At 52.2% G+C, this 14163-nt stretch carries 13 protein-coding genes; 2 read left to right on the plus strand and 11 right to left on the minus strand.

Translation table 11 applies throughout. From position 1 onward, the window contains the following. Positions 1–49 precede the first annotated feature (49 nt). Entirely contained in the window at positions 50–292 is a 243-nt protein-coding gene (locus IJ22_RS18490) for a DUF1128 domain-containing protein (protein WP_054818197.1), read from the minus strand. A gap of 130 nt (positions 293–422) precedes the next feature. Between IJ22_RS18490 and IJ22_RS18495 the strand changes: the two genes are divergently transcribed. Beyond that, complete coding sequence (locus IJ22_RS18495; protein WP_054818176.1) at positions 423–824, plus strand: secondary thiamine-phosphate synthase enzyme YjbQ; 402 nt, start codon at positions 423–425, stop codon at positions 822–824. A 62-nt stretch (positions 825–886) separates the two neighbouring features. On the opposite strand, the gene IJ22_RS18500 is transcribed toward IJ22_RS18495, so the two are convergent. The 9 genes from IJ22_RS18500 to IJ22_RS18540 form a co-directional block, all read right to left on the minus strand. Next, positions 887–1474: a TetR/AcrR family transcriptional regulator gene (locus tag IJ22_RS18500; protein ID WP_054818175.1), complete on the minus strand. Its 588-nt coding sequence runs from the start codon at positions 1472–1474 to the stop codon at positions 887–889. Positions 1475–1544: 70 nt separating this feature from the next. Further along, positions 1545–2183 (minus strand): YigZ family protein, encoded by a 639-nt coding sequence (locus IJ22_RS18505; protein WP_062409884.1) that lies wholly within the window; start codon positions 2181–2183, stop codon positions 1545–1547. 121 nt (positions 2184–2304) lie between these two features. Next, positions 2305–3660 carry a glucose-6-phosphate isomerase gene (locus IJ22_RS18510; RefSeq protein ID WP_054818174.1) on the minus strand — a complete coding sequence of 452 codons (1356 nt, stop codon included), beginning with the start codon at positions 3658–3660 and terminating at the stop codon, positions 2305–2307. Between the two features lie 281 nt (positions 3661–3941). Then, positions 3942–4259, minus strand: coding sequence for a pyrimidine/purine nucleoside phosphorylase (gene ppnP / locus IJ22_RS18515; protein ID WP_054818173.1), 318 nt, complete (start codon positions 4257–4259; stop codon positions 3942–3944). Positions 4260–4285: 26 nt separating this feature from the next. Next, positions 4286–6289 carry a transketolase gene (gene tkt / locus IJ22_RS18520; RefSeq protein WP_082660880.1) on the minus strand — a complete coding sequence of 668 codons (2004 nt, stop codon included), beginning with the start codon at positions 6287–6289 and terminating at the stop codon, positions 4286–4288. A 388-nt stretch (positions 6290–6677) separates the two neighbouring features. Further along, complete coding sequence (gene nirD / locus IJ22_RS18525) at positions 6678–7007, minus strand: nitrite reductase small subunit NirD (protein WP_062409885.1); 330 nt, start codon at positions 7005–7007, stop codon at positions 6678–6680. Positions 7008–7068: 61 nt separating this feature from the next. Further along, a complete protein-coding gene (gene nirB / locus IJ22_RS18530; protein ID WP_062409886.1) occupies positions 7069–9504 on the minus strand; it encodes a nitrite reductase large subunit NirB in 2436 nt (811 codons plus the stop codon). 458 nt (positions 9505–9962) lie between these two features. Continuing rightward, complete coding sequence (gene purU / locus IJ22_RS18535; protein WP_054818171.1) at positions 9963–10856, minus strand: formyltetrahydrofolate deformylase; 894 nt, start codon at positions 10854–10856, stop codon at positions 9963–9965. Positions 10857–10887: 31 nt separating this feature from the next. Beyond that, a complete protein-coding gene (locus IJ22_RS18540; RefSeq protein ID WP_062409887.1) occupies positions 10888–12015 on the minus strand; it encodes a deoxyribonuclease IV in 1128 nt (375 codons plus the stop codon). Positions 12016–12181: 166 nt separating this feature from the next. On the opposite strand from IJ22_RS18540, the gene IJ22_RS18545 reads away from it, so the two are divergent. Beyond that, positions 12182–12631: a DUF2621 domain-containing protein gene (locus IJ22_RS18545; protein ID WP_054818170.1), complete on the plus strand. Its 450-nt coding sequence runs from the start codon at positions 12182–12184 to the stop codon at positions 12629–12631. 124 nt (positions 12632–12755) lie between these two features. On the opposite strand, the gene IJ22_RS18550 is transcribed toward IJ22_RS18545, so the two are convergent. Continuing rightward, on the minus strand, positions 12756–14156 hold the full coding sequence (locus IJ22_RS18550; RefSeq protein WP_062409888.1) for an S-layer homology domain-containing protein: 1401 nt from the start codon (positions 14154–14156) through the stop codon (positions 12756–12758). Positions 14157–14163: the final 7 nt, after the last annotated feature.

Raw genomic sequence — 14163 nt, forward strand, 5'->3', positions numbered from 1 at the left:
TTACCTGCTTGTATCCCTGTCCGTATTTCAGACAAAATGTGCCGCTATCCTAAGCCTTGGGGGCGCTTTGAGGCTTACGCAATCGGCCGAGCTCCATCGTGATCGCTTCAATCTCACTGATGCTGAACTGGCTTTTACCGGCCACCATTTCATAGATATCGCGCAGATCATCGTACTGTTCATCGTTCAGCCTGGATGCTTTGAGCGCGGCGCCGCTCGCCATACGCAGCTTCTTCTTGATTTCTTCTATCATGAATTCCGTATTTTCCAATGTATTGGCTGTCAAGTTCACCGTGATCACCCTTTCCATTTTCGCTTTTAGCATATGCCCTTATTGTACCATGTTTTGTGAACAGACGCTTCTTATAATATAATGATGACGAAATAAAAGTATTTATCCCCCGGCCGGAAGGAGAGCTTCGATGATACATATGCTGCACTTGCAAACAAAAGAACGGGACGAAATGATTGAAATTACCCACCTGGTGTACAATCTCTTAAAGCAGGAAGGACTTGAGGAAGGAATTGCGGTCATCTATTGCCCGCATACCACGGCAGGTATCACCATTCAGGAAAACGCAGATCCTGATGTTAAGCACGACGTTCTGATGAGGCTTTCCGAAGTCTATCCATGGCAGCACCCGAAATACAAGCATGCCGAAGGAAATACGGCTTCCCATTTGAAGGCCATGACCGTCGGTTCGTCGCAAACCGTACTCATAGCCGGTTCTCGTCTGGTATTAGGCCGTTGGCAGGGCATTTATTTTTGCGAATTCGATGGTCCTCGCGAGAGGACTTGTATGGTGAAGTTTATGCGGGGGTAACTTTGGAGTTTCAACGTCATGTGGCAGGGGGCTGCAAAGCATCTCCGGATGCCGAGATGACACTATCCTTGCAGCCCTTCGCACAAATATTTGACATGTTGTTCCGCCAACTTTTTGACATCTTCGAACGATTGATTATAACGAATATTATAAGAAATAAATCCGTGCAGTGACATGAACAAGCTCCATGGCAGGCTGTACATCTTTTTATCGCCGTCCGTCCGCTTAGAGACGACTGACCGCACAACAGTTGCAAACAGCTCCAAACACTCCGCCTGCTCCGTCCGTGAATAACGCTGCAGTTCGGGGTCCTTGATCATAAACATGATTTCGTAATGGTTCGGATTCTCCAACCCGAAGCGGATAAATTCAAACATCAGCTTCTCCAGCTGCCCAAGATCTCCTAAGCGGGTGCGCCTCAGCATATCCTTCATCCGATCCAGCAGCATTCGGAAATCATCGCTAACCAATGCATAGAACAGTTCCGCCTTCTCGCTAAAATGATAGTACAATGCCCCATGGCTGTAACCCATTGACTTTGCGATGCTCCGCATCGTTAATGCATGATAACCGTGCTGGATAAAAAGCTGTCTCGCCTCCTCCAATATGCGCTCGCGACTCAGCTCCTGTGCAACCGCCTTCCTGGCCAAAATTTCCCAACCCCCCTGTGTCATTGTTGTCATGGACTATTCTATATCAGCCGCGCCCCCACTTCACTCTTCACGGAAGCTCGTCATGATCTATATAACGCGATTCCCCTTCAATAATCGTTGCCTGTCCTTGCGTAATATCCGTCATCCAATGGATGAACCGCTCCGTCTCTTCAGCCAGAGGCAAGCAGGTCAGCGTCACTTTGTCGGTGAATGAGGTATCGCCCATCAGCATCCCCCGGTTCCTCAGCTCGTTATCCACTTTGCCGTGCCATGTGTAGTCGATTTCCACCAATACCTCGGTGTGCAATACCTTATACACGGGCTCCGCCGCCGCGAGTCCAATGACCGCTCCATCGGTATACGCGCGAACCAAGCCTCCTGCGCCAAGCAGGATCCCGCCAAAATACCGGGTGACGACTACGGCAACATTTTTCATCCCCTGGTTCTTGATGACTTCGAGAATCGGTTTCCCCGCCGTACCGCTCGGTTCTCCATCATCCGACGCTCTCTGAATCTCATCCCGCTCCCCGATCATGTAAGCCGAGCAATTATGCGTAGCGTTCCAATGCTCCTTCTTGATGCTTTCGATAAAAGCGATCGCCTCGTCTTCCGTCTCCACCGGCTTGGCATAACCGATAAACCGCGATTTCTTGATGACGACCTCCGCCGAACCGAAACGCTTTACCGTTCTGTACTGTGTGAGCATGGTCTTTCAGTGCCTCCTTTATATCTAACCGCCCTGCCCGTGTAGATTCGTGTTAGATCTAAAAAAAGCGGCTCTCCCAAGGGATGAGCCGCTTTGTCGCGTGTGCCAGAGTCCGTCGGCCTTACTGTTTCAGTCTGGCTTCTAGCTCAGCTTTTTGTTTCTCGTATCCCGGTTTTCCAAGCAACGCGAACATGTTTTTCTTATATGCTTCCACGCCCGGCTGATCGAACGGATTGACTCCAAGCAAGTATCCGCTGATTCCGCACGCTTTTTCAAAGAAGTAAACCATGTAACCGAACGTGTACGGGCTCATATCCGGCAGGGTAACGATAAGATTCGGTACGCCTCCGTCCGTATGGGCGAGCATCGTCCCTTCGAACGCTTTCTTGTTGACAAAATCCATCGTTTGGCCGCTGAGAAAGTTGAGTCCGTCCAAATCCTGCGGATCGCTGCCGATCACAATTTTCTCAGCAACCTCCTCGACTTGAATCACGGTCTCGAACAAATTGCGCGAGCCTTCTTGGATAAACTGTCCCATGGAATGAAGGTCCGTTGAAAAATCGACCGAGGAAGGGTAAATTCCTTTGTTATCCTTACCTTCGCTCTCACCGTACAGCTGCTTCCACCATTCCGACACATAGTGCAGGGATGGCTCGTAGTTGACGAGAATTTCGGTTGTTTTGCCTTTGCGATAGAGCGCATTGCGTACCGCGGCATACTGGTAAGCTTCGTTTTCCTTCAAATTCGGATTGGAGTAAGCTTCACGCGCATCCGCCGCGCCGCGCATCATGGCTTCGATATCGATGCCGGCCGTTGCGATCGGCAGCAATCCTACTGCTGTCAGCACCGAATACCGGCCGCCCACATCATCCGGAATCACGAAGCTTTCGTACCCTTCCTCCGTGGCCAGTTTCTTCAAAGCCCCTCTGGCTTGATCGGTTGTCGCATAAATACGCTTGCGCGCCGCTTCCTTGCCGTATTTCTTTTCCAGCAGCTCGCGGAAAATGCGGAAGGCGACCGCCGGCTCCGTTGTCGTTCCGGATTTGGAGATCACGTTTACCGAGATGTCCTTGCCTTCGAGCAACTGGAGCAGATGAGCAACATAGGTGGAGCTGATGTTTTGGCCGACAAAATAAATTTCAGGCGTCTTGCGCTTGTCCTTGGGCAGCAGGTTATAGAAGCTGTGCGACAGCATCTCGATCGCCGCTCTGGCTCCCAGATAAGAGCCTCCGATACCGATCACCACGAGCGCATCGGAATCCGATTGAATCTGCCGGGCCGCTTTCTGAATGCGGGCAAATTCATCCTTGTCGTAATTGACCGGAAGATCGATCCAGCCGAGATAATCATTGCCTGCACCGGTTTTATTATGCAATTGGTCATGTGCCGCGGCTACCGCCCCGGCCAAATAATCCACTTCATGTTGTCCAATGAAATTCAGTGCTTTACTGTAATCAAAACGAAGTTTTGCTCCCATCGTAAACATGTCCTCCTATCCATTCATCTGGTTCTCTCTTTATGAAGACTATGTCGTAAATCCCTATCACATAGAATACTTTACTTTCTGTCCATAACGCAAGAGAACATTCACAGTCTCCCATAAAATACAAAAATCCATGCAGCCATGACGAGATCAACACGATCGGACGGATTTGCAGGGCAGCAGCGGAAAGGCCGGCCGCCGAAAAAATAAAAACCCCGCCCATCCGCCATCGTTATGTCATCATGGATCGGACAAGCGGGGTTTGACTTGCCGTACTATTCGCTAATGTAGGAGCAGCAGTAATCCGTCACCGTACGGACGTCAAGCTTGAACTTCTGTCCGGCCGGAACGGTGAATTCTCCCGTGCCGTTAATCTCCAGCCATTCCGTTGAACCGGGGAGCAGCACCTTCAGCTCACCGGCCAATATTTCCATCACTTCCTTCACGTCCGTACCGAACTCGTACTCGCCGGGCAGCATGATGCCGAGCGTCTTCCTCGTGCCGTCCGCGAACAGAACCGCGCGGCTTGTGACCTTCCCGTCGAAATAGACGTTTGCTTTTTTTACTACCGTTACATTCTCAAACTGCGACATCGCGCCAACGTTCCCCTCTGAATGGTTTATTTCAACAGCTGCTTTACGCGGGCAACCACGTTCTCTACGGTAAATCCGTACTCACGGATAACGACCGGACCCGGAGCCGATGCGCCGAACTTGTTGATGCCGAGCACGTCGCCCTGCTCGCCGACATAACGCTCCCAGCCAAACTCATGGCCCATTTCCACTGCCAAACGCGCTTTCACATCCGGCAGAATAACCGAATCCTTGTACTCTTGCGTCTGTTTATCGAACAACTCCCAGCTCGGCATGCTGATGACCCGGACAGCCACGCCTTCTTCGGCAAGCTGCTTCTGAGCCTCAACAGCCAGCTGCACTTCCGTACCTGTCGCGATAATTTGCGCTTGCGGCTTGCCATCCGGAGCATCGGCAAGCACATATGCGCCGCGATCGACCGCGCCCTTCTCCGAGCCCTCCAGCTTCGGAGCCGCTTGACGGGAGAGAATCAGCGCGACCGGACCGCCCTTGTTCTCTACCGCATAACGCCATGCCGCCGCAGTTTCGCTGCCGTCCGCCGGACGGATCACCGTTACGCCCGGAATGACGCGAAGCGCCGCCAACTGCTCGATCGGCTCATGCGTCGGGCCGTCTTCGCCAACACCGATGCTGTCATGCGTAAAGACGTAGATCGCCGGTACATTCATGATGGCTGCGAGACGAATGGCCGGACGCAGGTAATCCGAGAAAACGAAGAACGTTCCGCCGAATACTTTCAGGCCGCCGTGCAGCAGCATCCCGTTCACTGCCGCGCCCATTCCGAACTCGCGTACGCCGAAGTAAACGTTCCGGCCGCTGTAATCCTTGGCCGACAATACGCCGAGGTCTTTCATATGCGTCATCGTCGACGATTCGAGATCCGCAGATCCGCCGATCAGATGCGGCACATTCTTGGCAATTTCGTTGAGCACGATGCCCGATGCCGTCCGGGTTCCTTTCTCTGCAGGCGGAGCGATCGAGATGTCTTTATCCCAGCCTTCCGGCAGATCGCCCTTCACGGCAATTTCAAACTGCTTTGCAAGCTCAGGATACGCCTTGGCGTATTCGGCAAACATGGCGTTCCATCCTTCGTATATATCCCTGTTGCGCTTTTTCACGTCTTCAAAATGCTTGCGCACTTCATCCGGCACGTGGAAATGCTGCGTATCGTCCCAACCGTAAGCCTTCTTCGTCAGCGCGACTTCTTCCGCACCCAGCGGCGATCCGTGCGGGCCCGCATGTCCGCCTTTGCCCGCTTTGTTCGGGCTGCCGTAACCGATAACCGTCTTCACCTCGATCAAGGTCGGACGATAATCGGCCTGCGCTTCCAGCACCGCATTGTGAATCGCCTGCAGATCGTTGCCGTCCTCTACGCGAAGCACCTGCCAGCCGTAGCCTTCAAAGCGCTTGGCCACATTCTCGGAGAAGGACAGATTGAGCTCGCCGTCCAGCGAGATATCGTTAGAATCGTAAAGTACGATCAATTTGCCAAGCTTCAGATGACCGGCAAGCGATGCGGACTCCGAAGAGATCCCTTCCATCAGGTCGCCGTCACCGCAAATGACATAAGTATAATGGTCGATCACACGGTATTGATCACGATTATATACGGCAGACAAATGAGCTTCCGCCATGGCCATACCTACCGCCATACCGAAACCTTGTCCAAGCGGGCCTGTAGTCGCATCGACGCCAACCGTGTGGCCCACTTCCGGGTGACCCGGCGTTTTGCTGCCCCATTGCCGGAAATTCTTTAGCTCTTCCATCGGCAAATCATATCCGCAGAGATGCAGCAAGCTGTACAGCAGCATGGAACCATGTCCGGCCGACAGCACAAACCGGTCGCGGTTGATCCAATTCGGCTGATCCGGATAATGCTTCATCAGCTTGGCGAACAGCTCATATCCCATCGGCGCGGCTCCCATAGGCATGCCGGGATGTCCGGACTTCGCCTTCTCTACCGCATCGATGGAAAGGGTGCGGATGGTATCCACGGAAAGTTGCTCAATCGATTTGTTTGTTACCGTCATTATTATCCTCCCACTTCTACTCTTTGTCTTGTATCGCATCAGTGTGTCAAGCCGTGAATCGCCTTCATTACAAACAGCAAGCTACCCTTATGCAGCGTAAGCTGTTCACGTGTGCATCATTCTCCGGCCACTTCAAGTACTTGCCCTATTGTACCATTCTCCGCATGAGTTTTCCATAACCCGTACACTTCTATTCTACCAAATAATCTACTGCAAAATTGTTGTTCACTGACACAGCGGCGCTGGCCTGGTGGCTTGCCAGCCACTTCTTGTATTCTGTGCTGCTCGCCCGCTGCGGCGCATGGTCTCTGCGCAAGCTGCAGCAGGAAAATAAACAAGACGGTACTGAGCCATAGCCAGCACCGTCTTTCTTTTGCCGCATATGTTGCTACGCAGACAGACTGTCTTTGTTCAACAGCAGAAACACTTTCCCTTCCGCATCCACTTCAACCGGAAACGTCATCACACAGCCTTCATCGGGAGCCTGCACCAAACCGTCCTTCATATTGATCTTCCAGTCGTGCAGGGGACAAAAAACGTGATGATCGCAAACGATTCCTTCCGACAGCTTCCCGTTCTTATGGGGGCAGCGGTTTTCGATGGCGTGCAATTCCCCGCTCGAAAGCTTGAAGACGGCAATCTCCGTACCGGCTACCTTTACCGTTCTGGACCGCAGCGCCGGGATATCCGATACCCGGGCTACCATAATACGCTCCATCAGCGCTCACCTCGTTCAAAATAATGTCGACCCAATCCGGGCGCCACCGTCCGGTTCCCTCTTATTCCGCCGCGGCGGCGGCATCCTTCGCCGGAAGCGATTCAAACATGGCGCGCAGCTCGGGCGTCTCAATGATTTCCTTCCAAGGGTCCTTCATCAGCTTCAGCGTCTCGTCGATACGCGCCACAAGCGCCTTTCGCTTCTCCTCGGTATCCAAAGCCTGCCGAATCACGTCCAGGCCGACACGCTGTACCCATTCGCTCGTCCGTTCGTTCCATTTGGCGTTCTCCCGGTAATACTGCAAGAATGCAGCCGAGTATTCGAGCACCTCCTCTTTTGTCCTGACCTTCCACATCAAGTCGGACGCCCTGACCTTGACGCCGCCGTTGCCGCCAATATACAGCTCCCAGCCGCCGTCGATGGCCACAACGCCGAAGTCCTTGATTGTCGCTTCCGCACAGTTGCGCGGACATCCGGATACGGCCATTTTCACCTTGGCCGGTGTGTTCAACCGCTCAAAACGCCGCTCCAGCTCAATACCCATGGAGATCGAATCCTGTGTTCCGAACCGGCAGAAGGTCGAACCGACACAAGTTTTCACTGTACGGAGAGCTTTGCCGTAACCATAGCCGGACGGCATATCGAGCTCTTCCCACATCCCCGGCAGATCTTCTTTCTTCACGCCGAGCAGATCAATACGCTGACCGCCTGTAATTTTGACCATCGGCACGTCATATTTTTCCGCCACTTCGGCGATTTTTTTCAATTCCTTGGGAGAAGTCACCCCGCCATAAATTCTCGGTATGACGGAGTAAGTGCCGTCCTTCTGAATGTTGGCGTGATTCCGTTCATTAACAAAGCGCGACTCCCGCTCTTCTGCGTGCTCTACAGGCCAAACCATGCCGAGATAATAGTTCAGCGCAGGACGGCATTTGGAGCAGCCCTCCGGATTCGACCATTCGAGCACATGCATAACCTCTTTGCTCGTCGTCAAATGCATCGAGCGAATAGCCGCTACCACCTCGTCCCGGTCCAATGTCGTACAGCCGCAGATTCCCTCTTTGGCCGCGGTGACGGCATCCTCCCCCAGCGTACAGTTCAGTACCTGGGCGACGAGCGGTTTACATCCCCCGCAGGATCGCGAGGCATTCGTACAAGCCTTGATCTCCTCAACCGAAGTGAGTCGCTTTTCTTGAATGGCTTTCACTATGGTTCCTTTGGTCACGCCGTTGCATCCGCATACGATCTCGTCATCGCTCATCGCCCCGACCGCCGTCCCGCCGTTACCGTTCCTGCTGCCAAAGTCTTCGCCCAGCACGATTTCCTTCTCCCGGCCGCTGATATCTTCCCCCGTTCGTATCAGTTGGAAGATGCGGGAGCTGTCGCTTGTATCGCCAAACATCACGGCGCCGACCACTCTCCCATCCCGGATCAAAATCTTTTTGTAGATGCCGTCAATTTCATCTTGAATCCTAATGGCACGCGTTCCCGGCTCTTCGTTATATTGACCGCCGGAGAAGACGTCAACGCCCGACACCTTGAGCTTGGTGGACGTTACCGATCCCCGGTACCCTTCGCACTCAAGGCCGCACAGCTTCTTGGCAAGCACATCCCCCTGTTCATACAACGGGGCTACAAGTCCGTAAGCAACGCCTCGGTGCTCAGCGCACTCCCCGACCGCATAGATATTCGGGACGCTGGTTTGCAAGTAATCGTTTACCACGATGCCGCGATTCAGCTCAATCCCGCTTTCCTTGGCAAGCGCAACGTTCGGCCGTATCCCAACCGCCATCACGACGAGGTCGGCTTCCTCAAAGCCGCCGTCCTTGAACTTGACCCCGGTTACCCTCTTCTTGCCCACGATTTGTTCCGTCTGCTTCTCCAAAAGAAACTTCATGCCCTGACGCTCCAGCTCGGCCTGCAGCATTCTCGAAGCCGTTTCATCCAACTGGCGCTCCATCAAATAATGGTTAATATGGACAACCGATACCTCCATATTCAGATTGAGCAGTCCGCGCGCCGCTTCCAGTCCGAGCAGACCTCCGCCGATGACGACCGCTTTCTTATATTGCTTGGCCGTCTCCATCATCGTTTCGCAGTCCTTGATATCCCGGAAAGCGATAACCCCTTCCTTGTCCGCCCCGGGAATCGGAAGCATGAACGGCAGCGAGCCTGTTGCCAGGATCAGCTCATCATAAGCTGCGGTCACGCCTTTATCGGAAACAACCTTCTGGTTGGCCGTATCGATCTTCGTCACGGTATGCCCTGCATGGAACGTAATGTTGTTGTCCCGATACCAGTCCCAGTCGTTCAGGACGATGTCCTTCAATCCGGAATCCCCGGCAAGCACCGACGAAAGTAAAATCCGATTGTAATTCGGATATGGCTCCGCCCCGAAAATCGTAATATCGAACATCTGAGGGGCCAGCTTTAAAATATGCTCCACACACCGTACGCCCGCCATCCCATTGCCAACCAGCACCAGCTTCCGTTTCATGCCTCTCCACTCCTCATCCTAAAATTCATTACACAAAACGTTATATTTAAGAAATTATTGAATATTTTCATCCGGAAATCCTATTTTGTGTAATGTTTATTTACATTTACTTATGTAAAACCAATATACACGATAAATCCGTATCATACAATATATTCTTCTGAAATTTATTGATTTTTTATGCATTTATTTTTAAAAAACCGAATATTAAATGATTTAATTTATTTTATTGTTCGTTTTTTATAAAAGTTTCCCTTCAAATGAATATATAAACTTCAATTTTATGTTATATTATATTACATATAAATCAAAGCTGATAGGTTACTTCAATATCCCTAGTCTCCATAAACATCTTTCATAGTACAAAAATAAGGCCGACCCGCTTCTTTACTTCAAAGAAGACGTGTCGACCTTCATGATTCAACCGCATCCGGGCCTCCTGACCCTTTCACGTTTTTTTAACTGAACACTACCGTTTTATTTTGATGCACAATGACGCGATCCTCCACGTGCCAACCGACGGCCCGCGCCAACACCGTTCTTTCGATATGGCGCCCGATGCGCTTCAGGTCATCCACATTGTCGCGGTGGCTTACCCGCTGCACGTCCTGCTCGATGATCGGCCCGCCATCCAGCTCCTCCGTGACGTAATGCGCCGTAGCTCCAATGATTTTTACGCCGCGGTTATATGCCTGAGCGTACGGCTTGCCGCCGATGAAAGCCGGAAGGAACGAATGGTGGATGTTGATAATCCGGTTCGGAAAATGCTCTATAAACTTCGGCGAGATAATCTGCATGTAGCGGGCCAGGATGACCACATCCACCTTCCCGGCCACCAGCTCAAGCTGACGCTTCTCCGCTTCAGCCTTCGTATCCGGTGTTACGGGAATATAATGATAAGGTATGCCGAGCGGCTCAACAAGCTCCCGCATGTGGTCATGATTACTGATGACCATCGCAATGTCCGCATCGAGATCCCCCGACTGCCAGTGCCAGAGCAGCTCCAGCAGGCAGTGGTCTTCCTTGGATACGAAGATGGCGAGGCGCTTCCTGCGGCTTGCGCGTGTCATCCTCCAGTCCATCTCAAATTCCTTCGCCACGTTGTCGAAATCGGCTTTGAGCCGTTCGATCCGTGCATCCAGATTGTCGAGATCGAATTCGATCCGGATAAAGAATAAGCCTCCCTCCGGATCCATCGTATATTGATCGGATTGAACGATATTGGCGCCATGCTCGTATAAAAACCGCGAAACCGCGGCCACGATACCCGGCCTGTCCGGACAGGATACCAGCATGCGGGCACGATTTTGTAAATCTGTACTTGTTCTCTTAGGGGTGATTTTTGGAACCATTACATTTTCTACTCCTTCATTAAACTGACCATTATACGGCGGCAAACAAATGCTCACCGGCAAACCACGCAGTCAAACGGTGATTAATCTGTTCTTCGGTTAATTCGGGGAACAAGCCTTCTGCAACAACCATGTCATAAAGTCGCTCCATCGGCTCGCGGCCATCCGCTTTTTTGGCTTTGGCATCCGTCTTGAGAACTTCCCACGTCTGAAGCACATACGTTCTCGGATTCAGCTCCTGCTTCGAGAAAAAGTGCGCCAATCGCTCTACATCCGAGAGGAACTCTTCGCCGAACCGCTCTTTCACGGTGCCCCCCAACAGAGCAATCTCCGCCTCATACATCGGACGCTGGTAGCTATCCTGCTTACCGATCCACGGAGTCTCCAGTATAAACGGCAGATGCTTCAGCTTCTCGTGGTGAACCACGCCGTTCATCGCATCGAAACCGATCCAGCCCGAGCCAACAGTGGCATGGCGGTCTTTCCCCGCTCCAATCGGATTTTTGCTGTCGTTCAGATGAACCACCGCAATACGGTCCAGACCGATCACACGATCAAACTCCTCCAGCACGCCATCCAGATCGTTCACGATATCGTAACCCGCATCATTCACGTGGCACGTATCAAAGCACACTGACAGACGGCCGTTGTCATCCACCTTCTCGATAATCTGCGCCAGTTCTTCGAAACTGCGGCCGATTTCCGTCCCCTTGCCAGCCATCGTCTCCAGCGCAATTTTTACATCCGTATCCTTCACGCCTGCCAGCACCTCATTCAAGCCTTGAGCGATGCGCGCAATACCGAACTCGGCATCCTTGTCCGTGTAAGCGCCCGGATGCAGTACAATCTGCTTTACGCCTATATAATCCGTACGGCGAATTTCTTCCTGAAGAAAACGTACCGCCAGCTCGAATGTGTCCTCTTTATACGATCCCAGGTTAATGATATAGGGAGCATGTACGATAATTTCATCGATGCCATGCTTGTCCATCAGCTCTTTGCCTTCTTCGATATACTGCGATTCAATCGGCTTGCGGCGCGTATTTTGCGGCGCCCCCGTATAAATCATAAACGTGCCGGAGCCGTACGAAACAGCTTCTTTCGCAGCATTCAGCAGCCCTTTATCTGAAAACGATACGTGTGATCCAATTTTAACCATGACCGGAATTCACTCCTTTTCACATCACATCTCTCTATTTTACTAGGATTGCGTCCGGAAATCTAGAATAGGAAATGTTTCTCTAACCAAAAGGCGCTCCTGCTCCAATCTGCCGTTTTCCTGAAGCCCGGATTTACGGTATAATGGAAGCGAGGTGAAATGTGCGATGCTTTTATCCAGTTCCGTCCCGCCCTCGGGATTTATGTGGTTTATCCTGTTTTGGGTGTTCGTGCTGCTGTTCTTTATGTCGATCGGCGGCTATTTTATGTTCCGCAAATTTTTGAAGGTGCTTCCGATGGGAAATGACGGCAAATCCAAGCTCGACTGGCAAAATCATTATGTCGAATCATCCCGGCATCTATGGACGGAGGAATCCAAAGCCTTCCTTGAAATGCTCGTTGAACCGGTCCCCAAGCCTTTCCGTGACATCGCCAGGCATTCCATCGCCGCCCGGATCGGACAAGTGGCCCTGGAGGACAACGCCACTGAAATCACAAAGGATCATTGCATCAAGGGTTACATTCTCGCAACGCCAAAACGCGATTACAAGAGTCTGACCTCCTTTCTCGACAAAAAGCAAATCGACTATACCGCTTATAAGCATCTGCTTCAGTAGCAGCTTGGATATCCCTCTCCGATACGCCGGGAGGGATTTTTGCTGCGTGAACCCCTGTTATAGACAGAGTTCAACAAAAAGACCCCCGTCCCTCAAAGGGAACGGAGGCCTCCCATACGGCGGTCTATTTCCGCTTTTTGCCGTTTCCTGGATCCTCGTCGTACAGGGCCACGCTCAATGTGGTTTGATACTCCGTTGTCCGCGGCGATTTCATATCCCGCTTCTGCGAACGGAGACCCACCATCCCAATGCCGTCCAAAGGCAGAGTAAGCGGCAGTTCCTCCTGCTTGACGAAGCCCACACGACCGTCCAGAATAACGTACAGATCCACCTTCTCCTGCGATTTCATATCGATGGTCAAAAATCTCTTCCCATTCGGCTGCACCGCCGTCTCGATCTCACCGAACAGCTTCACATTTTTCACAATGACACCCTGATCGTTAAAATAATCCGTTACACGAATCACCGATTTATCCGACCATTCCGGATTCTGATGATTCCCGCCGGCAGAGCCGCCCGAATTTGGCGGAACGATGATACTGCTGCCTGGATTGTTATTGAAGGAACCCCCGCCTGATGATGGCGCTCCTCCGCCTGTTCCCGCAGAACCACCGCCGGAGCCGGATGCATCAAGCTCGACAGACGTATAGTCCGAGAGCAGGCTGTTGTTTTTAAGGTAGCTGTAAATCCGGTTAAGAATAGTCACAGCTTCCGCGCGTGTCACTCTATCCTTCGGCCGGAAGTATCCATCGTCGTTCGGCGTCATGATGCCGTTGGCCTTCAGACTGACGAGCGCTGTAGATTGCACGTTCGAGAGCGGATCGTCTCCAAACTTGCAGTTGCTGGAATGGTTGCCCATAAAGAGCGATGGATATACATTGCTGCTTTCAATATCCATCAACCCTCCCGCTTCGTATCTTCCGTCCGCCTTGGCGGCAGCATATTCCTCAGGATCCGTAAACAGCCTGACAGGGACATCCTTAAACTCCATCATAACGGCACACACATCGTTTTCACTCAGCCTGCGGTCCATCAGCCGCTGATCGAAGAATGCGTAAAGCATCTGCGCCAGCTGAAGCCGGTTCAACGCTTGATCAGGCCGGAAGGCCAAATCCCCGGTTCGGCTCACGCCGTATCCGCCGATGCGAAAGGACGCGTTATACATATCCATAATCGGCCGATGTGCCCAGTGAAGCGGAGGCACGTCCGTAAAATAGCTGATTTTCTCCATCCCCACCGCATACTGGTTGGGACGGTACTTATTAAACAAACGATGGACCATCACTGTCCATTCCGCTTTGCTGACCGTTTGGTCCGGACGAAACAGGCCGTCGGGATAACCAGTTAATACTTGCTTGTCGGTCATCAGCCGTATGGCGTTGATCGCCCAGGCGTAGCGCTGCGGATCGACGTCCCGGAAGCCGGTGTCCGCACTGAATGCCCGGACCGGCAATAACGACAGCAAAAGAGTGAATGACACCAGAAGCACGAGTTTGCGCCACATCGGGCTGCTAGCATTTCTCATGAGTCGC

Source organism: Paenibacillus naphthalenovorans, assembly GCF_001465255.1.
GTDB classification, from domain to species: domain Bacteria; phylum Bacillota; class Bacilli; order Paenibacillales; family NBRC-103111; genus Paenibacillus_G; species Paenibacillus_G naphthalenovorans.